This window comes from Paractinoplanes bogorensis (assembly GCF_018829635.1).
Lineage (GTDB): Bacteria > Actinomycetota > Actinomycetes > Mycobacteriales > Micromonosporaceae > Actinoplanes > Actinoplanes bogorensis.
Genome location: NZ_JAHKKG010000006.1, coordinates 604,525 through 626,747, shown reverse-complemented (window position 1 = coordinate 626,747; position 22,223 = coordinate 604,525). Strand labels below are relative to the sequence as shown.

Sequence of the window (22,223 nt, the reverse complement as noted above, 5' to 3'; positions counted from 1 at the left end):
TTTGTAGTGGAAACCTATTGGCCATGACTACTGATGCCGCCCGCATGCTCTCCGACGTGCGCGCCCTGACCGGACAGGTGCGCCGCGACCAGCGCCGGACCTGGGTCGCGCTGTCCGTGCTGGCCGCCGCCACCCTCGTGGCGATCCCGTTCGACCTGCTCTTCATGTGGGTGCGGTGCGACGACACCGGCTGCATGTTCGGGCGCCAGGGCCTGTTCTACTACTGGCCGGCGGCCCTGCTGATCGCGTACGCGGTGATCGCCGTCAGCTACATCCGGGCCGCCCGCGACCGAGGGGTGGGGACGCGGGTGCTGCCGTACGCGATCACCGGCGCCGTGACCGCGGTGGTGATCACGGCCGTGTCCCTGGCCGCGGCCGCCTGGTTCCCGGACAACCCGCCCTTCGACGGCGGCCCGATGCCGTACTGGTGGATCGTGCTGGACCGGCTGGTCCTGCCCTGGGGTCTGATCGGGCTCGCGCTGCTGGTGCTGGCCCGGCTCGAACGCCACCTCGCGCTGTTCTGGTTCACCGTGGGCTATCTTGTGCTGGTGCTGCTGGTCGTACCGACGAACGAGGGCATCCACGTGCCGTTCGTGACCGACCCGGCCCTGCAGCTGCGGCTCTCGACGGTGCTGCCGCAGCTCATCGTCGCCGCCGCCCTGCTGGCCGGCGCGATCGGCTTCCACCGGGCCCGTCCGGGGCAGCGGTGACCGCCTCGCCCGACACGTCCGACCACCCGGTCATCGGCCTCGACGAGGTCGTGCACCAGCGGGTGCGGCTGGGCATCCTGGCCATCGGGCACGAGGCCCGGCGGGTCGAGTTCGGCTATCTGCGCGACCAGCTCGACCTGACCGCCGGCAACCTGTCCAAGCACCTGAGCGTGCTCGAGGCGGCCGGTCTGATCGACATCGAGAAGGGCTACGAGGGCAAGCGCGGCCGCACCTGGGTCACCCTGACCCCGGCCGGTGACGCCGCCCTCGCCGCCGAGATCAGCCGCCTCAAGGTGCTGATCGCCCGGGTCGAGGAAAAAACCTAAACCTTCCGACCGATTCCGCCGTACGAGTCCTGGTGCGCCTCGCCGGAACCCGGCTCCGGGCGCCATTCGGACACCGACACCACTCCCGGCTCCACCAGCTCGAGCCCGTCGAAGAAGCGCGCAATACGTGCGGGGCTGCGCAGGTGGTAGGTGTGGCCGCCCTCGCTGGAGACCTTGGCCCCCTCGACGATCTTTTCGCTGGTGTCGGTGCCGTCGTAGAAGGCCAGACAGCTCCCCGCGGGTAGCAGGTCGACCAGCCGGCCGACCACGGCGAGGGCCTCGTCGTCGTCCTCGATGTGACCCAGGATGCCCATCAGCATCAGCGCGATCGGCTGCTCGAAGTCGAGCGTGCGGCCCGCCTCGGCGCGGATCGTCGCGGTGTCGCGCAGGTCGGCGTCGATGTAGTCGGTGACGCCGTCGGGCCCGCTGCTGAGCAGGGCCCGGGCGTGCACCAGCACCAGCGGGTCGTTGTCGACGTAGACGATGCGCGACGCGGGGGCGACCCGCTGGGCCACCTCGTGGGTGTTGTTGGCCGTGGGCAGGCCGGTGCCGATGTCGAGGAACTGGCGGATCCCGGCGTCACCGGCCAGGTAGCCGACCACACGGGCCAGGAAGGCACGGCACGACCGGGCATTCTCCGCGATGGCCGGGAAGACCTCGAGGACGCTGTCGCCCACTTCACGGTCGACGGCGTAGTTGTCCTTGCCGCCCAGCCAGTAGTTCCAGACGCGGGCGCTGTGCGGGACGCTCGTGTCCAGCTGGGGTGCGCCGTCGGTGGCCATGGTCTGCCCCTCCCGTTCGAGTGACGGTCAGGGTAGTGCAACTTGTCGACCACTGTGGACTCTGGGAATTCTGAAACTATTGGTCCCGGGTCACGGTGTCGACATCGCGGCCGAACGGATCGCCGCGGGCAGCCCGGTCAGCGCGGCGTTGAACCGGCTCTGGAACGTCATCACGTGGGTGATCAGGGCGTCTTCCAGCGCGGCGGCGTCCCGGTCGACCAGGGCCTGGTGGGCCCGCCGGAACTCGGGCAGCAACTCCCGCACGGGTTCCAGCGGCGCCTGCACGGCGGCCAGCAGGCGCATGCTCTCGGCCACCAGGCGCCAGTAGATCGGGGTGATGTAGGGGTTGGCGCACATCAGCAGGATCCGGTCGTGGAAGCCGGCGTCGAAGTCCAGGTCGTCCAGCGACGACGGGTCGTCGAGGAACTCGCCCAGTTCCCGGATGTGGGCGGGCCGGGCGTTGGCCGACACCGAGGCGGCCACCGCCCGTTCCACCGCCAGCCGCAGGTCGAGCAGCGGCGCGCAGTTGCGCACGTCGACGTGCGTCACATAGGTGCCCCGGCGGCCGATGACCTCGACCAGGCCGTCGCCGGCCAGGCCGCGGATCGCCTCGCGCAGCGGCGTGCGACCCACGGCCAGCCGCTCCATCAGGTCGGCCTCGACCAGCGACGTGCCGGCCGCCAGCTGCCCGCGCAGGATGAGGTCGCGCAGCTGGCGGTAGGCCCGGTCGGACTCGGTCGGCCCCAGGGGGTGCCCGGTCGGGAGCAAAGCTCTCTCCTCGCAGGAAAGGTCAGGCGATGGTCTGCCCGGCGTCGAGGAACAGTGTGCTCCCTGTCGCCAGACGCGATTCATCGCAGGCCAGGAAGACGGCCGCGCCGACGACGTCCTCGGGCACGCCGATGATCTGCAGGGGGATCATCCCGAGCCGGTACTCGCGGAACGCCGGGTCGGCGATGTCGTGCCGGTTGAGGTCGGTCTCGATCAGGCCGGGGGCGATCGAGTTGGCCCGGATGCCGTGCGGCGCCAGCTCCAGCGCGAGCTGGCGGGTCAGCAGCCGGACGCCGCCCTTGGCGCTGCAGTAGTGGGCCAGGTTGATGCCGGCCAGCTGCTCACTGGCTGACGACATGTTGATGATGACACCCGACTTGCGCGGGACCATCCGCTTGGCCGCGGCCTGGGCACAGAGGAAATAGCCCTTGAGGTTGACCGACATGATCTCGTCCCACTCGTCCTCGGTGATCTCGAGGAACGGGGTCCGCTTGAGCACGGCGGCGTTGTTGACCAGGATGTCGATCTGCCCGAAACGTTCGAGGGTGGCATCCATGAGGTGCTCGACGTCGGCCGACCGGGACGTGTCGCCCTGCACGGCCAGGGCCTGCCCACCCGCGTCCTCGATCTGCTTGACGACCGATTCCGCCGCGGCGGAGTCCGACCGGTAGCCGACGACCACCGACGCCCCTTCGGCGGCGTAGCCGAGGGCGATGGCCTTGCCGATGGACCGCGACGCCCCGGTTACGACGGCGATCTTGCCGGACAGTCTCATGCTTTCTCCTTGATCTGGTGCGCGCCGGTGATCAGGCCGACCACCTCGGACGGGGTGGTGTCGGCGGTGCGGAGGAGGGCCTGCTGCGCACCCTGGCGAAGCACCAGGATGTCGTCGGCGACCGCCCACACGTGTTCCATGTTGTGGCTGATGACGAGCTGGCCGATGTTGCGTTCCTTCTTGATCGTGTTGAGGACCCGCAGCACCTCGCCGCTCTCCTCGACCCCGAGCGCGGCGGTCGGCTCGTCGAGGATCAGGACCCGTCCGGCCCAGTACGCGGCCCGCGCGATCGCCACGCACTGCCGCTGCCCGCCGGACATCTTGGAGATCTCCTGGCCGTCGATGCCCGGGATCCGGATGTGCAGCTCGGACACGGACTCCTTGGCGACCCGGGCCATCTTGCGTTTGCGCACCACACCGAACGGGCCCAGCCAGGACGGCGTGATGATCTCGCGGCGGAGGAAGAAGTTGCCGGCCACGTCCAGGTTGGGCACCAGGGCCAGGTCCTGGAAGACGGCCTCGATGCCGGCCCGGTGCGCGTCGCGCGGGTTGTTGAAGGTGACCGGCTCGCCGTCGAGGCGCAGCCCGCCTGTGGTCGGCGGGAACATCCCGGTCAGGATCTTGACCAGGGTCGACTTGCCGGCCCCGTTGTCGCCGACCACGGCCAGCGTGCGCCCGGCCGAGAGGCTGAAGCTGACCCCCTTGAGCGCCTGGGTGGCCCCGTACGACTTGGTGACGTTCTCGACCTCAAGAATCGCTGTCATGGGCCATCCCCGCCGTGTCCTTGACGATCTCGCCGGCGCGGATCACCACGGGGATGTTGGTCCCACTGGCCAGCAGCTTCACGTCGTCGAGCGGGTTGCCGGCGACGAGCACCAGGTCGGCCTGCTTGCCCGCCTCGATGGTGCCGATGGTGTCCTGCATCCGGACCAGCCGCGCGTTGTCCCGGGTCGCGCTCAGGATCGCCTTGGCCGCGCCCATCAGCTCGGCCTTGAGCACGATCTCGAGCCCGCGGCCGGTCTGGTCGGGGCCGACCAGGTCGCTGCCCGAGCCGATCCCGACGCCCTTGGCCGAGGCGATCCGCACCGCGTTGCGGCTGCCGTCGATGATGGCGTTGATGTCCACCCGCTGGTCCGGCGTGAGCGCCGGGTCGGCCTCGATGATCTGCAGGATCTGCAGGGTCGGCACCAGCCACACGTCGCGCCGCAGCATCTCGTCGGCGATCCGCTCGTCGACCTGGCTGCCGTGCTCGATCGAGCGCACCCCGGCCTCGATCACCTGCATCAGCGCCGACGCCGAGTGGCAGTGGGCCAGCACGTACGTGCCCCACGCCTCGGCCACCTCGACGGCCGCGCGCACCTCGTCGAACTGGAACTGGGTGTGCGTCCAGTGGTCGGTCGGCGACAGCACGCCGCCCGAGGTGAACATCTTGAGCTGGGTCGCGCCCTTGCGCAGCTGCTCGCGGGCCACCCGGCGCACCTCGTCGGCGCCGTTGACCACCTCGGGCCGGGCGACCAGGCCGGGGATGGACGCGCCCCGGTGCACCGCCTCGTGCGCCTCGCGCAGGTCGCCGTGCCCGCCGATCTGCGAGATCACCGAGCCGGACGGGAAGATCTTGGGTCCGCGGATCTGGCCGGCGTCGACGGCCCGGGCGAACGCCGGGTCGAGCCCGCCCGCGTCCCGGACCGTGGTGAAGCCCTCGAGCAGGGTGTCCTCGATGACGCCCTTGACCCGCAGCACGTGCGAGATCCAGGAGCCGTCGCCGTGGTCGCCGGCCGGGCCGATGAGCGCCATGTGCACGTGAGCGTCGAGCAGGCCCGGGAGCAGGGTGTGGCCGGCACCGTCGATCACGGTCGTGCCGGCCGGCACCGCGCGCCCCGCCGGGCGGAGGCCGACGATGCGGCCGGCCTCCACCTCGACGTCGACGTGCTCCTGGACGCTCTCGTCGGTGCAGGTCATCACCGACGTGTCGCGAATCAGAAGGCTGGTCACTTCATGTACTCCTGGTTGCAGAAGGCCAGGTCCGGGTTGGCCGCGGTGTCGTAGTGCGACGGGCCGATCTGGATGGCCTTCTCGGCCGTCCCGCCGGTCTTGAGGGCCAGGGCGGCGGTCATCGCGTCGATGCCGTACTGGGCCAGCGGGTCGAGCGCCGCGAACGGGATGTCCCCGCTCTTGGTCGCGGCGATACCGGCGTCGCCGGAGACCGACTCGGTGATCACCTTGACCTTGTCCTGCAGGCCGAGCTGCTTGACGACGCGGATCACGGCCAGGGCCATGTCGTCGTTGTGGGTCACGATCACGTTGACCTCGGGGTGGCTGGGCAGCAGGCTCTGCGCCAGCGACGCCGCCTTGGCCGAGTCCCAGGCCGCGTCCTGGCTGACCACGACCTCGCCGGACGAGCCCATGCCCTCCTTGGTGCCGGCCATGATGTCCTCGGCCGTGCCCGAGCCGAGCGAGCCGGTCAGCTCCATCACCTTGGCGTTGGGCACGTTGTCGGCGATCCACTTGCCGGTGGCCACGCCCGAGCCCTTGAAGTCGTAGTAGGCGCTGCCCAGCAGGTCGTCGGCGCTGACGTCGGCGCCGGGGTTGTTCCAGAACAGGTAGATCGGGATGCCGGCCGCCTTGGCCGCGCGCACCTCGGCCTGGGCCGACTGCGGGAACGCCGACCACAGCATGATCATGTCGACGCCCTGGGTGATCGCGGACTGCACGTTGCGCAGCTCGTTCTCGACGTTGTAGGCGCTGCTGCTGTCGGCCCAGGTGTGCCCGCCGGCCGCGAGGACCTGCTTGGTGCCGCTGAAGGCGCACTGCGACTGGGTGCCGGTGAGCACGCCGTTGATCAGGGCGACTTTGAGCGGCTTGGCCGAGGCTCCGGCGGCCGGTTCTTCCGACGAGGAGGAAGAGGAGGAGGAGCAGGCCGCGACGCTGAACATGAGGGCCGCGATCGCGGCTACGGAAAGGAATTTCTTCATGGGAACTCCCGGATTCAGGCGAGGGTGTTGACGAGTCGCAACTTTCCGGAGCGGACTTGATCGACGATCGCGGCAACCACCACGATCGCCCCGGTGACGACGTTGGTGACGGACCCGGACACGTTCATCAGGGCGAGCAGGCTGCCGATCGAGATCAGCAGGACGACGCCGATGAGAGTGCCCGCGACCGTGCCGCGGCCGCCGCTGAAACTGGTGCCGCCGATGACCGCGGCCGCCAGTGCCTGAAGCTCGTATCCCGTCCCGATGGTGGGCGAGCCGGTCCCGGCCCGGGCCATCAGGGTGATGCCGGCGACGCCGACCGTGACACCCGCGATGACGTAGGCCAGAAGCTTGAGACGTTGCACCCGGACGCCGGCCAGGAACGAGGCGCGTTCGCTGCCGCCGAGTGCGTAGATGTGCCGTCCGAACCGGGTGCACCGCAGCAGGACGATGAACAGCAGCGCCACCACGATCAGGGTGATGACGACGTTCGGGATGGAGAAGGTGCTGCCCAGGCCGTAGTTCTCGAGGTTGTTGCCGATCGAGAACGGGCGGCCGTTGGCGACGAGCAGGGCCAGGCCGAGGTACGCCGTGCTGGCCCCGAGCGAGACGATGAACGGGGTCACCTTGAACACCGCCACGACCAGCCCCTGCAGGCCCGCCGCGGCGACCCCGGTGAGCACACCGGCGGCCAGGCACAGCACGAGCGGGTCGCCCGCCATCAGCATGCTGCCGGTGACCGCGGTGACCAGCGAGACCTCGGCCCCGATGGCGAAGTCGATCAGGCCCGCGATCAGCAGCAGCGAGGTGCCGCAGGCGAGGATGCCCAGCACCGCGCACTGGATGACGATCTCGCGCAGATTGTTCGCGGTGCCGAAGAACGGGTTGATCGTGCTCGCGATGATCAGGAACAGCAGCACGATCCAGAGCGCACCCGGCACGTGGGTGAAGGGCGTGCGGACGCGTTCCGGCACGCGCGCGGTCAGGCTGGTCATGCGTCGTAGCCGTAGAGCTCGCGCGCCGCGGAAGCGCTGACGTAGCCGGCCGCGATGTCCCGGGCGATGTCCGCGTGAGAGCGCTCGGCCGGGTCGCCGTAGCCCCCGCCGCCACCGGTCATCAGCCGTACGGTGTCGCCGCGCCGGAGCCGGGTCCGGTTGACCTTCATGATCCGGCGCTCGTCGTCGCGCCCCGGATTGATGATCAGGTCGGGGGCCGCGCCCGCCGTGCCGCCCTCGATGCCCCAGGCCGGCGTCTGCGAGCGGTCCAGCCACAGGCTGAGGTCGCAGTCGTCGAGCAGCATCGTGTACTCGCGGACGACACCGCAGCCGCCGCGGAACCTGCCCGCGCCGCCGGTGTCGGGCCGGAACGCGTACTCGTTGATGGTGGCCGGGAACTTGGTCTCGAACACCTCGATCGGCATGTCCTTGAACGCGCCGGACATCGCCCAGATCATGCCGTCGGCGCCGTCGTTCCTCGGTGCTCCACCCCAGCCACCGACGTGCGGCTCGTTCTCGATGAACTTGTTTCCGGTACGGGGATCCGTGCCGGAGAACTGCAGGATCATGCCGTCGCCGTAGTGGCCGGCCGCGGCGAGCTCGGGCAGCACCGGCGACAGCGCCTTGACGATCAGGTCGACCAGCAGGCCGAGCGGGGTGAAGTAGAACTGGCACGGCGACGGTTCCTGCGCGCCCAGCACCGAGCCGAGCCGCACCTTGACGTCGAGACAGGCGAACGTGCCGCCGTTGACCGCCTGCTCCGGGTTGATCAGGTACTTGAAGCCGAGGCGACAGGCCGACACGGTCTGCACGGCACCACAGTTCATCGGACCGCGTACGGCGTCGTCGGAACCGGTGACGTCGATCGTCATGGCGTCGCCGGCCACCGTGATCACGACCTCGACCCGTACGGGAACGCCGGAGATGCCGTCGCTGTCGAGGTAGCCGTCGGCCGAGTAGGTGCCGTCCGGGATCTTCGCGATGCCCTCGCGGTTCTGCTGTTCGGACTGGGCGAACATGACCTCGGCGGCGGTCTCGACGACGTCCCGGCCGTAGCGGTCGTACAGCTCGACCAGCCCGCGACTGCCCAGCTCGGCCACCACGAACTGGGCCCGCAGGTCGCCGGTGCACGAGACCGGGAAGCGGGTGTTGCCGACGATCAGCTCGATCACGTCGGTGCGCTCGACGCCGCCCTGCACGATCTTCATCGGCTTGATCCGCAGGCCCTCCTGCTGGATCTCGGTCGAGTCCATGGCGACGCCCGGGTCCTTGCCGCCGATGTCGAGCCAGTGCGCCCGCGACGCCACGAAGCCGGCCAGCTCGCCCCGGTAGAACAGCGGCGCATAGACGGTGACGTCGTGCGGGTGGGTGCCGGAGATGTACGAGTCGTTCATGATCCAGATGTCGCCGTCCTGCCACGCGTCGCGGCCGAACATCTCCTCGGTCACCTTGGTGCAGTGCTCGAGGTTGCCCAGGAACAGCGGGATGCCGGACGACTGGCCGAGCACCCGGTGCTGAGCGTCGATGATGGCGACGGCCGAGTCCTTCGACTCGTAGATGACCGGCGAGAACGCCGAGCGGACCAGGCCGTTGTTCATCTCCTCGGCGATGGCCAGGAACGAGTTGCGGATGATCTCGTTGGTGATCGGGTCGGAAACGGTCATCAGGCGGCGTCCTTCGTCAGGATCAGGGACTTGAAGCCGTCGACCGACACCACCCAGCCGGGCGGGACGATCGTCACGGAGGTCGGTTCGTCGATGATCAGCGGGCCGGTGAGGCGTTCGCCGACCTTGAGCGCGTCGCGGTCGATCCGCGCGGTGTCATGCGAGCGGCGGCCGAAGATGACCGTCTGCGTGGGCAGGTCCCGCTCGGGTACGGCCTCTTCCGCCAGCGCTGACACGGCCGGGAAGTCCACATCGGCCAGCAGCGTGAGCCGGGCCGTCGTCACTTCGAGGGGCGCGCCCGGGCTCGCGTGGCCGTAGCGGCGGCGGTATTCCTCGTGGAAGTCGTCTACGAGGGTCTCGGTGAGCGCCATGGTGATGGTGTGCTCCTGCCCGACGTAGCGGGTGTCGAGCTGCCTTCGGAAGTCGACCTCGGCCGACTCGACGTTCTCGGTGCGCAGGGCCTCGCGGGCGTCGGCCTCGAGCGGCGCGAACGCCTCGTCCAGAGCGGCCGGCGACAGGTCGTCCAGCTTGCGGAAGAAGCTGCGGGTGAAGTCCTGCCGCAGCGGCGACTGCAGCATGCCCCAGGCCGAGAACGCGCCCGGCAGCGCGGGCACCACCACCTCGCCGATGGCCAGGGCCTCGGCCAGCGCGGCCGCGTGCAGAGCGCCGGCACCGCCAAAGGCGACCAGCGAGAAGTCCCGCGGTTCGATGCCGCGCTCGACCGTGATGGCCCGGATCGCCTGGGCCATCTTGGCGTTGATGACGTCGACGATGCCTTCGGCCAGCGCGTACGGGTCGAGGCCGAGCTCCCCGGCCAGCGCGTCCATGCTGGTCTTGGCCGCATCGACGTCGAGCCGCATCTTGCCGCCCAGGAAGGCGCCCGGGTCGATCCGGCCCAGCAGCAGGTTGGCGTCGGTGACCGTGGGCTGGGTGCCGCCGCGGCCGTAGCAGGCCGGACCGGGCACGGCACCCGCGCTCTCGGGGCCGACCCGCAGGCCGCCCGCCTCGACGTAGGCCACCGAGCCGCCGCCGGCCCCGATCGTCTTGATGTCGACGACCGACATCAGCGCCGGGAAGCTCTCCATGTCGGCGTGCGGCAGGATCTCCGGCTTGCCGCCCACGATCAGGCTCATGTCGAAGCTGGTGCCGCCCATGTCGACGCAGATCAGGTTGGGCCGGCCCGTACGGGCGGAAAGAACCTCGCCCCCGGCGGCCCCGCCCACGGGACCGGAGAAGAACGTCTGCAGGGGCTGGGTCCGGGCCTTGGCGATACCGATGATGCCGCCGTTGGACTGCATCACGCGTACGGGAGCGGAAATGCCTTTCTCGGCCAGCCCCTTCTCCAGGCGCGACAGATAATCGCGGACGGTCGGTCCGCTGTAGGCGCTGAGGACCGCGGTCGACGTGCGCTCGTACTCCCGCCACTCCCGCGCCGCCTCGTGCGACATGGTGATCGTGACACCGGGCAGGGCCGCGCTCAGGTAGTCGGCGGCGGCCTGCTCGTGGCGACCGTCCAGATAGGAGAAGAGGAACGCGATCGCGACCGAGCGGATGCCCTGCTCGCGGATGTAGGCGGCGGCCCGCTCGAGGTCGGCCGGGTCGAGCGGGGTCTTCTCGTCGCCCTGCCAGTCGAGCCGGCCGCCGATCTCGATCAGGTCGGGCTTGGCCACCAGCGGCGTCGGACGCACGTGGTGGATGTTGAAGATGTCCAGGCGGTGGCCACGGGCGATGAAATAGCTGTCGCCGACACCCTTGGTGGCCAGCAGCGCGACCCGCTCGCCGCGGCGCTGCAGCAGCGCGTTCAGGCCGACCGTGGTGCCGTGCACGAACGAGCGGACGGCATCGGGATCGTCGACCACGGCGTTCATCGCCTCGACGACACCGCGGACCAGATCGTCGGGGGTGGTCGGGGACTTGCCGGTGCGGAACTGCCCGCTCGTCTCTTCGTAGACGACGACGTCGGTGAAGGTCCCGCCGATGTCGACCGCGACCCGGAACTGCTCGGACATGGAACTCCTCCGTGCTCTTTTGGGCATGCGCTGTCGAGCGGCCTGCTACAGGTCGCGTTTCGTTCTTCGTTTTTCGTCTCAGGCGAGCTCGGAGAGCTCCGCGCCTCTTCGGGTGGCCGCCATGACCGCGTCGAACAATGCGTCACGGACGTTGTGCCGCTCGATCTCGCGGAAGGCGCTGATCGTCGCGCCGCCGCGGCTCATGATCGCCTCGCGCAGCTCGACCGGATGCTGCCCGGACTCGCGCAACAGCGTCGTCGCGCCCGTCATCGTCTGGATCAGCAGTTCACGGGCGATCGGCTGGGCGACCCCCGCGTAGACGCCGGCCTGGGTCAGCACCTCGACGATGAAGTACAGATAGGCGGCGCCGTGACCGGACAGGGCGCTGACCGCGTCCTGCTGGTCCTCGGGCAGCCGGATGACCCGGCCTCCGCTCGTCAGCAATGTCTCGGCGAGGTCCAGGTCGGCCTCGGTGGCGTGCCGGCCCGGAGAGATCACGCTCATCGCCTGATCCACCATGAGCCCGGTGTTGGTCATGACCCGCACGACGCGGGATTCCGGACCGAGACGCTTTTCCAGTACGGCCGTGGTCACGCCCGCCGCCATCGAGACGACGAGCCGGCCGGTTCCTGCGGCTTCCAGGGCCGGGCCGATGTCCTGGGGCTTGGTCGCCACGATCACGACGTCGGCGCGGCGGGTGGCCTCGGCGTTGTCGAGCAGCACCTCGCAGGCGAGCTCGGCGCGCAGCCGGGCCGCGTGCTCCTCGCGGCGTACGGTCACGATCAGCTGATCGGCCGGGTGGCCCCCGCGCAGAATCGCTCCGGCCAGCGCGCCGCCGACCGTGCCGCCACCGATGATCGCCACGGTCGTCACAGCAGCCTCCGCAGGGTCGACGGAGCTTCGACCAGGCCGGGCAGGCGCGTGGTGAAACTGCCGATGTGCTCGCGCATCAGGAGTTCGGCGCGGTCGGGATCGCGTACGGCGAACGCCTCGATCAGGTTTTTCAGACCGTCGACCATGTGGTCGTGCTCGCCGGCCACGTCGCGGCGCCGGGCGATCGTCATCATGCCGTTGAGCTGCTCGATGTACTCCCGCATGCGGGTGTTGCCGCAGTGCGCGGCGATCGCGCGGTGCAGCTCCTGGTCGAGCGCCTCGAGCTCGCCCGGCTCCTCGATCACCTCGAGCCGGGCCCGGAAGCTCTCGATCAGCTCCATCGGCATGTGCGTCGCCGCGACCCGGGCCGCGAAACTCTCCAGCAGCCAGCGCAGCTGGTTGACCTCGAGATAGTCCTGCACCGAGAGGGTGGCCACCCGGGCCCCGCGACCCGGGATGTCGGTGACCAGACCGTCGGCCGCGAGCCGGGCGATCGCTTCCCGCACCGGCGAGCGCGAGGTGCCGAGCTCGGTGGCGATCTCGAGCTGGTTGAGCATGGCGCCCTCGGCGTAGCGACCGTCGAGAATCCGGTCGCGCAGCATGCCGTAGCACCGCTGGGCCTCGCTCGAGTACTGGCCGCTCACCCGTGTCTCCCCTGCTCCGTGGCTTGTAGGAAGCACCGTACTCGCTGATATATTACGTGTCGACATCGTGTCGACAGAAAGTTTGTTAACGCCGCCGGGGAGGTTTCGGGTGCGTCACCGCCAGGAAATCAGCGCGATCGATTCGCACACGGCCGGGGAACCGACCCGGGTCATCACCGGTGGGCTGCCTCCGCTGACCGGTTCCACGCTGGCGGAGAAACAGGCTTCCCTGTACGCGGCGTGGCCCGACCTGATCGGCATGGTGGTGGGCGAGCCCCGGGGTCACGCCCCCTCGCACGCGACGATCGTGCTGCCGCCGACCCGCCCCGACGCCGACCTGTCGCTGCTGATCCTGTCGGCGCTGGGGCCGCTCGAGATGTGCGGGCACGCGCTGATCGGCACGGTCACGACGCTGCTCGAGACCGGTCTCGTCTCGTCGCCGACGCTGCGCATCGAGACGCTGGCCGGCCTGATCACCGCGCACGCCTCGGTCTCCGACGGCCAGGTTTCTTCCGTACGTTTCCAGGGCGCCCCCTCCTACGTTCTGCAGGACGACATCCCCGTGGAGGTGCCCGGGCTCGGCACGGCTCGGGTCGCCCTGGTCTACGGCGGCCTCTGGTACGCCGTGGCCGAACTTCCCGTGCCACTCCACCTCGACCGGGTCAACGCGCTGATCGCGGCCGGTTCCCACATCCGCGCCGCCCTGGCCGGTGGCCCGGTCGTGCCGACGCAGACGCTCTTCATCGGCGACAACCTGACCAACATGGCCACTTCGGACGCGCTCGGCTTCGACCGTTCACCGTGCGGCACCGGCACGTGCGCACGGCTGGCCCTGATGCACTCCCGCGGCTTGGCCTCGGTCGGTGTTCCGTACGAGTTCACGAGCATCACCGGCACCCGTTTCACCGGCCGCATCGCCGGTGCCGCCGAGGGAGCCGTCCAGCCCGAGATCACCGGCTCGGCCTGGCTGACCGCCCGGACGACGCTGCTCTACTCCCCCACCGACCCGCTGCGGTCCGGCTTCTTCGTCCCGGCCGTCGACCGCATCTCCGCACCGGAAAGCTAACCTCGTGGCACCCGCGGCCGATCAGAGTCCTCGACCGGATCCCCGCTTGCCCGAGGTGCCTCTCTGATGACTGCTGCCGTCTCCGTCGCCACCGATCTGCCCGCCGTCGGCACGCCGATGTTCCTCGTGCTCGGCGAGGGTGTGAACTTCCGGTCCCGCCTCGAATCGGTCGACGGCGACACCTTCACGGTGGCCGCGCCGCTCGAGACGACCGAGACGGCCGGGCTCACGCCGGGCCGCCAGTTCGACGTCTTCTGGGCGCCGCCGCGCACCCGCATCGTGCTGCCGACCCGTCTGGTCGCCGTGTCGGACGAGGCGCCCTACCGCTGGACGCTGGCCCCGACCGAGGCGCCGCGGCAGAGCAACCGCCGTGAGTACGTCCGCGGTGGGGGCGGCGCCGCCGTCCGCCTCACCACCGAGACCACCGACGCCGAGGGCGCCCTGCTCGACATCAGCGAGGGCGGCCTGCGCTGCTGGATGGACGAGCCCACGGCCCTGGCCCCGGGCGACCGCCTGACCGCGTCGGTGCCGCTCGGCACGGCCGGCGAACTCGAGGTGGAGGGCACGGTCTACACCGTGCGCGACGCCCCGCACGGCGACCCGGGCCAGCACATCGTGCTCACCTTCAACACGCCCGAGAGCCTGGCCCGGATGATCCGCCACTACATCATGGAGTGGGAGATCGCCGACCGCCGCCTGCGCGCGAGCTGAACCTCAGGGCCTTCATGGCCGCCGACTGGAACGGCGTGAACCGGGTCGCCGTCGCCGGCCGCGCCACCCGCATCCAGGTGAGAGATTTTCGGGTCCGGCAGACACGGATCGCCGGTGCTCGTACCTTCGATCTGGGTGCCAGCGTTCACGCCGACGGATCGGAGTTCCGCAAGACCGAGGCCGGTCCTCGTCTCTGCCGGGCCCGCCGGGCAGTCACCGCTCAGCCTCCTCTCCACCGCGACGGATCCCGCGCGGCTCTCTCCCGCTCGTCCTCACCGTGACCACACGTGGCGACGCTATGTCCAATATGGACGGCGAGCCCGGCACCCCCTCACGCCCGCCAACACGGGCGCGCTGCTATCCGCATTGAGGGAGCAAGACATGTTCGGTAAGAAGCTTGTCGGGGACATGATCACCCGCAGCGCCGAGAACGCCACCGACCGCCGCCGGTTCCTGCAGAGCGCCGGGGCCCTCGGGCTCGGTATCGCCGGGGCCGGTGTCCTCCGCTCCGGAACGGCCCTGGCCGAAGCGGGGACCGAAGCCATGGCCGGGCCCAGCGACGGCGCCGTCCTGAACTTCGCGCTCAACCTGGAATACCTGGAGGCCGAGTTCTATTCGTACGCCGTGCACGGGCACGGCCTGTCGGACGGCATGACGACCGGCACCGGACGCCGGGGTGGGGTCACCGGCGGCAAGCAGGTGCCGTTCAAGACCAGCCGCATCCGCCAGTACGCCACCGAGATCGCCGCCGACGAACTGGCCCACGTCAAGTTCCTGCGGAGCGCGCTCGGCTCGGCCGCCGTCTCCCGCCCGGCCATCAACATCCGGGACAGCTTCACCGCCGCGGCCCGCGCGGCCAAGCTGATCGGGATGCACGACGTGTTCGACCCGTACGCCAACGAGAACAACTTCCTGCTGGCCGCGTTCCTGTTCGAGGACGTCGGCGTGACCGCCTACAAGGGCGCGGCGCCGCTCATCACCAACAAGACCTATCTCGAGGCGGCGGCCGGCATCCTCTCGGCCGAGGCCTACCACGCCGCGACGATCCGCTCGTCGCTGTGGGAGAAGGACATGGGGGCGCAGGTCGCCAAGCTGTCCGCCGCCCGCAACATGCTGGACGGCAACGGCGACGACGACCAGGGCATCGGCGGCCCCAAGATGGCCAACATCAACCCCACCGACAAGAACGGCATCAACTTCAGCCGCTCGTACGACCGGGTGCTGAACATCGTCTATCTCAACCCGAACAAGGTCACCAAGGGTGGCTTCTATCCCTGGGGCGTCAACGGTTCGCTGAACACCAGTTCCTGAGCAATGTCGCCGGGCCCGCCGTCATCGGCGGGCCCGCCCGCACCGGAGGAAGACACACCGACATGGCTCAGTCACCGAATCCCGTCGCGCTCGTCGTGCCCGGATCCGGGCGCCCGCGCGTCCGGCCGGCCCGTCTGCGTACCGCAACCGCCCTGGGCCCGGCGTTCGTCGCGGCCATCGCCTACGTCGATCCGGGCAACTTCGCCACCAACTTCGCCGGCGGGGCCAGCACCGGCTATCAGCTGGTCTGGGTCGTGGTGCTGGCCAACCTGGTCGCGATGCCCATCCAGTTCCTCTCGGCCAAGCTCGGCGTGGCCACCGGCAAGAGCCTGCCGCACGCTTTCCGGGACACCTATCCCGGGCCGCGCTCGTGGGTGATGTGGGCCCAGGCCGAGATCGTCGCGATGGCCACCGACCTGGCCGAGTTCGTCGGGGCCGCCATCGGCCTCTATCTGCTGTTCGGCATCCCGATGCCGCTGGCCGCGGCGATCACCGCCGTGATCTCGTTCGCGGTCCTCGCGCTGCAGAACCGGGGCTACCGGCCGTTCGAGCTGGCGATCGGGGCGATGCTCGCGATGATCTGCGGCGGCTTCCTCTATCTGGCGGTGCGCGTCCCGCCGTCGCCTTCGGAGAGTCTGAACGGCCTGCTCCCCAGCATCGGCGGCGACAACGTCCTGCTGCTGGCGGTCGGCATCATCGGCGCGACCGTCATGCCGCACGCCATCTATCTGCACTCGGGCCTGATGTGCGGGCGCGCCGCCGGACGGTCACCGGCCGAGAAGCGGCAGCTGCTCCGGTTCGAGCGGATGGACATCGCCATCGCCATGAGCCTGGCCGGCCTGGTCAACCTCAGCATGCTGGCGATCGCGGCCAAGCTGTTCCACCACGACGGCGCCGGCGTCGCCATCACCCTCGACGCCGTGCACATGGACCTCGGCCGTCTGGTCGGCGGAGGCGCCGCGCTGGCCTTCGCCGCCGCTCTGCTCGCCTCGGGTATCGCGTCGTCGAGCGTCGGCACCGCGGCCGGGCAGATGGTGATGGACGGTTTCCTGCGGGCGCGCATCCCGCTGACGCTCCGCCGGTCGATCACCATGGCCCCGGCCGTGGCGCTGCTCTGCTCCGGCATCGACCCGACCCAGGCGCTCGTCCTGAGCCAGGTCGTGCTGTCCTTCGGCATCCCGTTCGCGCTGGTCGGCCTGCTCGTGCTGACCAGCCGGCGCAGCCTGATGGGCGAACACGTCAACAGCCGGCTCACCGTCGCCGGCATCAGCGTCGTCGTGGCCGTCCTCAGCGGACTCAACCTGCTGCTGCTCGCCCAGCAGCTCTTCTGAGCGGGCCGCTCAGAGACCGTGCACGGCCAGCACGTCGGCCAGCGCCGTGGCCGGGACGCCGCGGCCGTCGGGGCGGGGCCAGTGCACGCTCACCTCGTCGAAGCCCAGCGCGGCCAGGCGCCCGACCGTGTCGGCGTAGCGGTCGCGGCTCTCGAACGGCCAGTACGTCTCCAGCGCCACGTTCACGACCCGGCGGATCTTGCGGCCGTCCAGGACCTTGTCGAGCTGGGCCGACTGCTTCTCGAGGGCGGCGAACCACTCGTCGGCGGCGACGGCCGGGCCGTAGGGGCCGTAGGTGACCCACGACTGGCCGTACCGGGCGACCAGGGCCAGTGAGCGCGGGCCGGTGCCGGCCACCGTGAACGGGACCCGCGGGGTCTGCACGCAGCCGGGCAACTGGTGGGCGTCGACCGCGGTGTAGCGCTCACCGCGGACCGTGGTCACGTCCTGGGTCAGCAGCGTGTCGAGCAGGCCGATCCATTCGCCGAAGCGATCCATTCGCTGGCGCGGGGTCAACGGCTCGTCGCCCAGCACCCAGGCGTCGAGATTTTCCGTGCCGGCGCCCAGACCGACGTCGAGACGGCCGCCGCTGAGCTGGTCGAGGGTCATCAGCTCTTTGGCGAAGGGCACCGGGTGCCGATAGTTCGGCGTGGCCACCTGGACGCCGAGGCGGACCCGCTCGGTGGCGCCGGCCGCGGCCGCGAGCAGCGGGACACAGCCGTACCAGGGACTGTCTTTGAGCAGGGGCCAGGTCAGGTGGTCGTACGTCCACACGGTGGACACCCCGGCCCGCTCGGCCTCGACCACCTCGGCCAGCCAGGCGCTGGTGGGGTGACGATCGGGCAGGACGAGAGCCGACAACTCGGTCATGAGGCCTCCACTACGGCTGCGGCGATCACGAGATCCTCCCAGCCCATTCCGACAGTTTTGACGAGCCTGGGACGGGCCGGGGTCTTTTCCCGTACGAGGTCGGCGAACGTCACCAGATCGTCGGGTCCGACGCCCGCCTGGATCAGGTCACCGGCCTCGCGGAGCGCGACCGCGCGCGACTCGACCAGGGCACCACACTTCAGCACGGTCTCGGTGTCGACCTCGCGGGCCCCGGGCTCGTGCGAGCCGACGGCCACCACCACGGTGTCGTCGCGCAGCAGACGGCCGTCGAACAGCGGCTCGCGCGCGGTCGTGCAGCAGGCCACGATGTCGGCGTCGGCCACCGCTTCCGGGCCGGCCACCTCGGCCCCGATGCGGTCGGCGAACGCCTGCGCCTGTGAGCGGCCTACCACCCGTACGTGGGAAATGGGTCTGACTGCTTTTATCGCCTCGACGTGGCCCAGCGCCTGCGGACCGGTGCCGAAGACGACGAGCCGGCTCGCGGCGGGCGGGGCCACCAGATCGACGCCGAGCGCGGACACGGCGGGGGTGCGCAGCGAGGTCAGCGCGGCACCGTCCAGAATGGCCCGCGGCACCAGCGTGGGTGCGTCGAACAGAACGTAGACGCCGTGGATGCGCGGCAGACCGAGCGCGGGGTTGTCCGGGGCGATGCCGACCAGCTTGACGCCGGCCACACGCGCGTCGGACGACGGCATGACGAGGAGCTCGCCGCCGCCCATCCGCACCGGCACGCGCGCGGGCTCAGCCTCGGGGTCGAGCCCGGCGGCCAGGGCGTCGCGCAGTGCGGCGACCGCCCGCGGAAAGCCCAGCTCCGCCACCTGTTCAGCCGCAATCATGGGCTGTACCATGTCACATACCACCGAGGGAGGCAACCAGCCATGACGTCACCGCTGATCGGCCCGCTGCGGACCGCCGGCAGCTTCCGGCAGCACGTGGAGGACGCCGTGGCGTCGGCCATCGTCTCCGGCGAATTCGCTCCCGGCACCATGTTGACGGCGCCGACCCTGGCCGCCCGGTTCGACGTGTCGGCCACGCCCGTACGGGAAGCGCTCCTGAATCTGGAAAAGCGTGGCTTCGTGGAGATCGCCCGCAACAAGGGGTTCCGGGTCACCGAGGTGAGCCGGCAGGACCTCGACGAGATCGTGCAGATCCGGCAGTGGCTCGAGGCTCCCCCGATGCGGCTGCTGGCCGGGCGGCTCGAGTCCGATCGCCTGGCCCAGCTGCGGACCGAGGCCGAGGCCATCGTGACCAGCGCCGACGCGTCCGACCTGCCGACCTATCTGGCCGCCGACACCACCTTCCACCTGCACCTGCTCAGTCTGACCGGGAACGACCGGCTGGTCACCCTGGTCGGCGACCTGCGTCAGCAGACCCGGCTGGTCGGGCTGGCCACCATGCTCGGCTCGCCCGAGCTGGCCGAGTCGTCACTCGAGCACCTGACGCTGCTCGACCTGCTCGAGGCGGGTGACGGCGCCGCCGCCGAGGAACTGATGCGCCGCCATCTGGGTCACGTCACCGGCTGGTGGAGCGGACGGTCCGAATGAGGGTCGTCGTCGTCGGGGCCGGCATCGTCGGCGCGGCCGTGGCCCGGGAGCTCGCGCTGGCCGGGGTTTCCGTGACCGTGCTCGATCGTTCCGCTTCGGCCGGGGGCACCTCCGCGGCCGGTGAGGGCAATCTGCTCGTCTCCGACAAGGGTCCCGGCGCCGAACTCGACCTCGCACTGCGTTCGCTGACCCTGTGGCAGTCACTTCTGCCGGAAATTTCGGACAAGTTTCCCTCGATCGAATATGAGGCCAAGGGCGGTCTCGTGGTGGCCACGACCCCAGCCGGCGCGACCGCGTTGCAGGCGTTCGCTGAGACTCAGCGCACCGCCGGTGTGGAATCGGCCGTCGTCAACGGGCTGGATCACGAGCCCGACCTCAACCCCGGCCACACCCTCGCGGTCCTCTACCCGCAGGACGCCCAGGTGCAGCCCGCGATCGCCACCGAGGCGCTGCTGGCGCTGGCCAAGCAGCACGGCGCGACCGTGCGCCAGGGCGTCGAGGTGCTGGGCCCGCTGCTTTCCGGTGACCGCCTGAGCGGCGTGCTGACGTCCGACGGCCCGATCGAGGCCGACCATGTGGTGGTGGCCGCCGGACCCTGGTCGGGCGAGGTGTCCGAGCGTCTCGGGGTCTTTCTTCCCGTACGCCCGAGGCGCGGCACGATCCTGGTCACCACCCGGATGCGGCAGCGGATCCACCACAAGGTCTACGACGCTGACTACGTCGGCGCCGTCGGCTCCAACGACGCCTCCCTGCAGACGTCCAGCGTGATCGAGTCCACGGCCGGCGGCACCGTGCTGATCGGTTCGTCCCGCGAGCGCCGCGGCTTCGACGAAAGCATCGAGGCGCGCGTCCTGTCCGCGGTGGCGGCCAAGGCGCTGGTCCTGTTCCCGTTCCTGGCCGACGTCGCGGTGATGCGGGCGTACGGGGGATTCCGGCCCTTCGTCCCCGACCATCTGCCGGTGATCGGGCCCGACCCGCGACGGCCCGGCCTGTGGCACGCCACCGGCCACGAAGGCGCCGGGATCGTGCTGTCGACCGCGACGGCCGAGCTGCTCACCGACCTGATGGTGGGCCGTCCCGTTTCGCTCGACGCGGCCGCGTTCGCGGTCGACCGCCCCACCCTGCTGGCCGAGTCACACTAGCGGTCCGTGGGTCGTCTCCCACGGGATCGCCACCACGCGGCGGGTGCGGGCGCGGCGCTCCAGCGCGCGCACGCCCCAGCCGATCGCCAGCACGACCAGCGCGCCGACAAGCAGCCGGACCGCTAGCCGCGGCCCGATCGGGAACGGCGGGTCACCGGCCCGCACGGCTCCGGATTCGAGGGCGCCGTCGGCCAGGTCGAGATAGCTGACCGCGGACGGCAGCGCCATCACCGACGCCGGCCGGGTCGCGCCGGGAGTCAACGCCAGCAGCCGCGGCTCGTCGCCGAGCACGAAGACCACGGCACTGCCGTCCGGGCGCCAGCCCAGCAGCCGGCTGTCATAGACGGTGCCGTCGACCGCGGGCAGGGCCGGGCCGTCCACCTCGCGCCCGGCCACCGGATCGAACCACCGCGGCTTCCAGTCCCGCGCCTGCTCCCGGACGGCCACCGCGCGGCCGTCCGGCGTCCATGCCCCCTTGCCGGCCAGCTGACCGTCGAACCCCAGCGCGAACTCCTTCTGCTTTCGGCCGCCCGGGTCGACCACCGTCAGGTGGCTGGTAGCCACGTAGGCCAGGCGGGTCCCGTCCGGCGACCAGGCGGCCGATGTCTCGCTGGGCGTCGCGGCCAGGTCGACCGCGACTCCGGTGGCCACCTCGACGATCCGCAGCGTGCCGTCGTCGGTCACCAGCCGGCCGCCGTCCGGGGACCAGGCCAGCGGCGCGCCCGGCAGCGCACGCTCGGCCCCGGTGCGCAGATCGATCAGCCGGTCGGGCACGGCCAGCGCGGAACCGTCGGGCGAGAGCAGCACCGCGTCGTCGACCAGACCGGTGTGCAGCGTCCGGTAGTCCTCCCGGGTCGCGCCGTCCAGCGCGTACGTGTCGTGGTCGTCGAAGAGCGGACCGAACCGCCAGCCGTACCCCGAATAGACCACCGACGCCGCGTCGATCCCCGAGACCCCGCGCGAGCCGTACGCCGGGAGCGCCAGCCGATCGGGCAGCGACACCTGGCCCCCGTCCGCAGCCGGCATCTGAACTGTCAGCGGGAACGCCAGCGCCGCCACGAGCAGTGCCCAGACAGCGGCGGTCCGGCGGCGGCTTTGCCTGGCCTTGCGCAGGCTTCCCCCGTACGCGTCGTAGGTCTTGGCCGCCGCAGCCTCGCGCTGCAATTCCTCCCGCAGACGGGCACTCATCGCGGACTCCTCTCACCGGCGTCTTCGTCGAGCAGGCCGGGCGCCACTTCCCGCAGCCGTCGCAGGGCGTCGTGGGCGTGGCGCTTGACGGTGCCGACCCGCACCCCCAGCACGTCGGCGGCCTGAGCCTCGGTCAGGTCGTCGTAGAAGCGCAGCAGAATGACCGCGCGCTGCTTGGGGCTGAGCGCCGCGAGCGCCTGCCCCAGGCTGACCCGAAGAGCCGCGTCCTCGGCCGGGTCGCTCTCGCCACGCTCGGGCGGCGCCCCAGTCAGGTGCTCGTGCACACGGCGGCGCCGCCACCAGCTCACATGCTGGTGATAGATGGCCCGCCGCAGATAGGCCGCCGGGTTGTCGTCGCGCACCCGCCGCCAGTGGCGGTAGACGCTGGCGAACGCACTCTGCAGCAGATCCTCGGCAAGCTGGTGATCCCCGGTCAGCAGATAGGCGTGGCGCGACAACGCCGGTGAACACTCCCGCACAAACAGCCGGAAGTCCTCGTCGTCAGCCATCCGCCACCCCCT

23 protein-coding genes are annotated in these 22,223 nt (G+C 70.5%); 8 read left to right on the top strand and 15 right to left on the bottom strand.

What is annotated here, in order from left to right; translation table 11 throughout:
- Positions 1 to 23: 23 nt before the first annotated feature.
- Both KOI35_RS22065 and KOI35_RS22060 read left to right on the top strand, forming a co-directional pair.
- Entirely contained in the window at positions 24 to 710 is a 687-nt protein-coding gene (locus KOI35_RS22065; RefSeq protein ID WP_215789376.1) for a hypothetical protein, read from the top strand.
- Positions 707 to 1,036 (top strand): transcriptional regulator, encoded by a 330-nt coding sequence (locus tag KOI35_RS22060; protein ID WP_215789375.1) that lies wholly within the window; start codon positions 707 to 709, stop codon positions 1,034 to 1,036. Before KOI35_RS22065 ends, KOI35_RS22060 begins: the two co-directional genes overlap by 4 nt.
- Here the strand turns inward: KOI35_RS22060 and KOI35_RS22055 are convergent.
- The 11 genes from KOI35_RS22055 to KOI35_RS22005 all read right to left on the bottom strand — a co-directional run bounded on the left by KOI35_RS22055 (position 1,033) and on the right by KOI35_RS22005 (position 12,518).
- On the bottom strand, positions 1,033 to 1,818 hold the full coding sequence (locus KOI35_RS22055) for an SAM-dependent methyltransferase (protein WP_215789374.1): 786 nt from the start codon (positions 1,816 to 1,818) through the stop codon (positions 1,033 to 1,035). The two genes, KOI35_RS22060 and KOI35_RS22055, sit on opposite strands and share 4 nt — an antisense overlap.
- A gap of 90 nt (positions 1,819 to 1,908) precedes the next feature.
- Positions 1,909 to 2,586 (bottom strand): GntR family transcriptional regulator, encoded by a 678-nt coding sequence (locus KOI35_RS22050; RefSeq protein WP_215789373.1) that lies wholly within the window; start codon positions 2,584 to 2,586, stop codon positions 1,909 to 1,911.
- 22 nt (positions 2,587 to 2,608) lie between these two features.
- The gene (locus tag KOI35_RS22045) at positions 2,609 to 3,361 is read right to left on the bottom strand and encodes an SDR family NAD(P)-dependent oxidoreductase (protein ID WP_215789372.1); all 753 of its coding nucleotides are present in this window, start codon (positions 3,359 to 3,361) and stop codon (positions 2,609 to 2,611) included.
- On the bottom strand, positions 3,358 to 4,125 hold the full coding sequence (locus tag KOI35_RS22040) for an ATP-binding cassette domain-containing protein (protein ID WP_215789371.1): 768 nt from the start codon (positions 4,123 to 4,125) through the stop codon (positions 3,358 to 3,360). Before KOI35_RS22040 ends, KOI35_RS22045 begins: the two co-directional genes overlap by 4 nt.
- Complete coding sequence (locus KOI35_RS22035; protein WP_215789370.1) at positions 4,109 to 5,353, bottom strand: metal-dependent hydrolase family protein; 1,245 nt, start codon at positions 5,351 to 5,353, stop codon at positions 4,109 to 4,111. The genes KOI35_RS22040 and KOI35_RS22035 overlap by 17 nt, the downstream gene beginning before the upstream one ends.
- Positions 5,350 to 6,333 carry a sugar ABC transporter substrate-binding protein gene (locus KOI35_RS22030; protein ID WP_215789369.1) on the bottom strand — a complete coding sequence of 328 codons (984 nt, stop codon included), beginning with the start codon at positions 6,331 to 6,333 and terminating at the stop codon, positions 5,350 to 5,352. The genes KOI35_RS22035 and KOI35_RS22030 overlap by 4 nt, the downstream gene beginning before the upstream one ends.
- 14 nt (positions 6,334 to 6,347) lie before the next feature.
- Positions 6,348 to 7,328: an ABC transporter permease gene (locus KOI35_RS22025; protein WP_215789368.1), complete on the bottom strand. Its 981-nt coding sequence runs from the start codon at positions 7,326 to 7,328 to the stop codon at positions 6,348 to 6,350.
- A complete protein-coding gene (locus KOI35_RS22020; RefSeq protein WP_215789367.1) occupies positions 7,325 to 8,992 on the bottom strand; it encodes a hydantoinase B/oxoprolinase family protein in 1,668 nt (555 codons plus the stop codon). The genes KOI35_RS22025 and KOI35_RS22020 overlap by 4 nt, the downstream gene beginning before the upstream one ends.
- Positions 8,992 to 11,001, bottom strand: a complete 2,010-nt coding sequence (locus KOI35_RS22015) for a hydantoinase/oxoprolinase family protein (RefSeq protein ID WP_215789366.1) — start codon at positions 10,999 to 11,001, stop codon at positions 8,992 to 8,994. The genes KOI35_RS22020 and KOI35_RS22015 overlap by 1 nt, the downstream gene beginning before the upstream one ends.
- Positions 11,002 to 11,079: 78 nt before the next feature.
- Complete coding sequence (gene proC / locus KOI35_RS22010) at positions 11,080 to 11,874, bottom strand: pyrroline-5-carboxylate reductase (protein WP_215789365.1); 795 nt, start codon at positions 11,872 to 11,874, stop codon at positions 11,080 to 11,082.
- On the bottom strand, positions 11,871 to 12,518 hold the full coding sequence (locus KOI35_RS22005; protein WP_215789364.1) for a GntR family transcriptional regulator: 648 nt from the start codon (positions 12,516 to 12,518) through the stop codon (positions 11,871 to 11,873). Before KOI35_RS22005 ends, proC begins: the two co-directional genes overlap by 4 nt.
- Positions 12,519 to 12,627: 109 nt before the next feature.
- Here KOI35_RS22005 and KOI35_RS22000 point away from each other — a divergent pair, with 109 nt between their 5' ends.
- The 4 genes from KOI35_RS22000 to KOI35_RS21985 all read left to right on the top strand — a co-directional run bounded on the left by KOI35_RS22000 (position 12,628) and on the right by KOI35_RS21985 (position 16,937).
- A complete protein-coding gene (locus KOI35_RS22000) occupies positions 12,628 to 13,584 on the top strand; it encodes a proline racemase family protein (RefSeq protein ID WP_215789363.1) in 957 nt (318 codons plus the stop codon).
- Between the two features lie 66 nt (positions 13,585 to 13,650).
- On the top strand, positions 13,651 to 14,295 hold the full coding sequence (locus KOI35_RS21995) for a flagellar brake protein (protein ID WP_215789362.1): 645 nt from the start codon (positions 13,651 to 13,653) through the stop codon (positions 14,293 to 14,295).
- Positions 14,296 to 14,676: 381 nt separating this feature from the next.
- Entirely contained in the window at positions 14,677 to 15,606 is a 930-nt protein-coding gene (locus tag KOI35_RS21990) for a ferritin-like domain-containing protein (RefSeq protein WP_215789361.1), read from the top strand.
- A 62-nt stretch (positions 15,607 to 15,668) separates the two neighbouring features.
- A complete protein-coding gene (locus tag KOI35_RS21985; protein ID WP_215789360.1) occupies positions 15,669 to 16,937 on the top strand; it encodes an Nramp family divalent metal transporter in 1,269 nt (422 codons plus the stop codon).
- 9 nt (positions 16,938 to 16,946) lie between these two features.
- Here KOI35_RS21985 and KOI35_RS21980 read toward each other — a convergent pair whose 3' ends face one another.
- Positions 16,947 to 17,807, bottom strand: coding sequence for an LLM class flavin-dependent oxidoreductase (locus tag KOI35_RS21980; RefSeq protein WP_215789359.1), 861 nt, complete (start codon positions 17,805 to 17,807; stop codon positions 16,947 to 16,949).
- Positions 17,804 to 18,664 (bottom strand): ornithine cyclodeaminase family protein, encoded by an 861-nt coding sequence (locus tag KOI35_RS21975; protein WP_215789358.1) that lies wholly within the window; start codon positions 18,662 to 18,664, stop codon positions 17,804 to 17,806. The genes KOI35_RS21980 and KOI35_RS21975 overlap by 4 nt, the downstream gene beginning before the upstream one ends.
- A gap of 42 nt (positions 18,665 to 18,706) precedes the next feature.
- On the opposite strand from KOI35_RS21975, the gene KOI35_RS21970 reads away from it, so the two are divergent.
- Positions 18,707 to 19,372, top strand: a complete 666-nt coding sequence (locus KOI35_RS21970) for a GntR family transcriptional regulator (RefSeq protein ID WP_215789357.1) — start codon at positions 18,707 to 18,709, stop codon at positions 19,370 to 19,372.
- Positions 19,369 to 20,514: an NAD(P)/FAD-dependent oxidoreductase gene (locus KOI35_RS21965; RefSeq protein ID WP_246613457.1), complete on the top strand. Its 1,146-nt coding sequence runs from the start codon at positions 19,369 to 19,371 to the stop codon at positions 20,512 to 20,514. The genes KOI35_RS21970 and KOI35_RS21965 overlap by 4 nt, the downstream gene beginning before the upstream one ends.
- On the opposite strand, the gene KOI35_RS21960 is transcribed toward KOI35_RS21965, so the two are convergent.
- Together KOI35_RS21960 and KOI35_RS21955 are read right to left on the bottom strand one after the other, a co-directional pair.
- Positions 20,506 to 21,702 (bottom strand): WD40 repeat domain-containing protein, encoded by a 1,197-nt coding sequence (locus KOI35_RS21960; RefSeq protein ID WP_215789355.1) that lies wholly within the window; start codon positions 21,700 to 21,702, stop codon positions 20,506 to 20,508. The two genes, KOI35_RS21965 and KOI35_RS21960, sit on opposite strands and share 9 nt — an antisense overlap.
- Positions 21,699 to 22,211, bottom strand: coding sequence for a SigE family RNA polymerase sigma factor (locus KOI35_RS21955; protein ID WP_215789354.1), 513 nt, complete (start codon positions 22,209 to 22,211; stop codon positions 21,699 to 21,701). The genes KOI35_RS21960 and KOI35_RS21955 overlap by 4 nt, the downstream gene beginning before the upstream one ends.
- Positions 22,212 to 22,223: the final 12 nt, after the last annotated feature.